The 1,666-nt window shown below is 42.6% G+C and carries 1 protein-coding gene; it reads right to left on the minus strand.

What is annotated here, in order from left to right; all coding sequences use genetic code 11:
* Nucleotides 1–136: 136 nt before the first annotated feature.
* Entirely contained in the window at nucleotides 137–1,459 is a 1,323-nt protein-coding gene (locus BLR11_RS13855; protein ID WP_091653290.1) for an MFS transporter, read from the minus strand.
* Nucleotides 1,460–1,666 lie beyond the last annotated feature (207 nt).

Here is a 1,666-nt window from a genome sequence, read left to right on the forward strand (position 1 = left end):
TTTACCGGGTCGCCTACTTTTTTAAGCCATTGCGAGACCGTTCCTTCTGTCATCGTCAGGCCCAATTGTGGCATCGTAAGTGCTGTCGCCATCAATCATTACCTCCTTGCTAACCTATTTTCAATAAACGTACCTATTATTTTTCTTCCGTCATCTGTTCCCGTGCTATATCAACTGCCGATTTTTTCGGAAGAGTCAGCATAACCGCTCCTGAAATAAAGAGCATAGCTCCTAATGCCAAATAACCGCCGTCTGTAGATCCTGTGTTTTGTTTGATAACGCCCAGCATATAGGGTCCGAGATACCCGCCAAGATTAGCTATTGAGTTAATCAGAGCAGTGGCACCCGCTGCTGCCGCACCACTTAAGAAGGTTGTCGGCACAGACCACCATGTTCCCATTGCAGAATATACACCAATAGCCGTGATACAAATAAATACAAGACTCAATATTGGACTTTGTATAAAGGGTGCACACACTAATCCGATACCGCCTAGGAACATACATCCGGCAACATGCCACCGTTTTTCCCCTGTTTTAGAAGAGTGATTTCCAATAATAATCTGTGCAACCAAGGCTGCCCCCATCGGGAATATAATAGAAATACCTACCATAGTAGCTGACCAGCCGGACAAGCTCTTCAATACCTGCGGCATCCAGAAATTAAAGCCCCAGAAACCGGTAATCCAAGTAAAGTAAATAATGCATAAACGCCATACTTGTTTATCTGTAAGAGACTGCATAATCGTATATTTTTTTACTTTTGCTTTTGCTTCTTCTTCTGCCGCAATCGTTTCATTTAAGTAATCTTTTTCTTCCTGAGACAGCCAGGATACTTTATCCGGACGATCCTTTACCCAAAGAAGGAATACAAACGTAAAAATTAAGGCCGGTATTGCTTCAAGTAAGAACAACGTCTGCCATCCGGCAAAACCAAAGAGATTTAAATCCAAAAGAATACCTGCTACAGGCGCCCCTACAATAGCTGCAATCAGCAAGGATGTAAGCATTAGGGAAATAGCCTTGGCACGTTCACCAGCAAGAAACCAGCGTGGGAAAAGTACTGCATAAATAACGGGATACAAACTGGCTTCACAAGCCCCTAGCAAAAATCTAAACAAATAGAATTGGAAAGGGGAAGTCATAAACGCAAGCAAACCGCAAACCAAGCCCCAGGTAAACATAATACGGGCTATCCATTTACAGGCATCAAACTTCGCCGCAATCAAAGAACCCGGAATTTCAAAGAAAAAATAACCAAGGAAGAACATACCGGCTCCCGCACCAAATATTTCAGGTGTCAACCACGGCAGATCTCTTGTCATCGTCATACCGGCATACGCAACATTAACACGGTCAAGAAAAGCTATGACCGACACAAAAAAGACAGGAAGGATAACGTGCAATTTACGTTTATTATACAAATTTTCAAAATTTATATTTGCATACTTAGCATCCATTTACTTTGCCTCCTTTTACTTTACCATCATCCCAACCCCTCCCATCACAAAAGGGGTTGGGGAAATAAATATTCATATGAGTACGTTAACGTCCAAGCGTTTTTTTCACTGCAGCAATAATGTCTTCTGGTTCGATTTTAACCAATCGTTCTAATGGCGGCGTATACGGAATGGGAACAAACGGAGCACCTAAACGAACGATCGGAG

Origin of the sequence: Megasphaera paucivorans (assembly GCF_900103535.1) — a bacterium.
Taxonomy (GTDB): Bacteria; Bacillota; Negativicutes; order Veillonellales; family Megasphaeraceae; genus Megasphaera_A; species Megasphaera_A paucivorans.

Coding starts and splice junctions, on each gene's coding strand:
- BLR11_RS13855 (WP_091653290.1), bottom strand. CDS start 1,459: ATGGATGCTAAGTATGCAAATATAAATTTTGAAAATTTGTATAATAAA.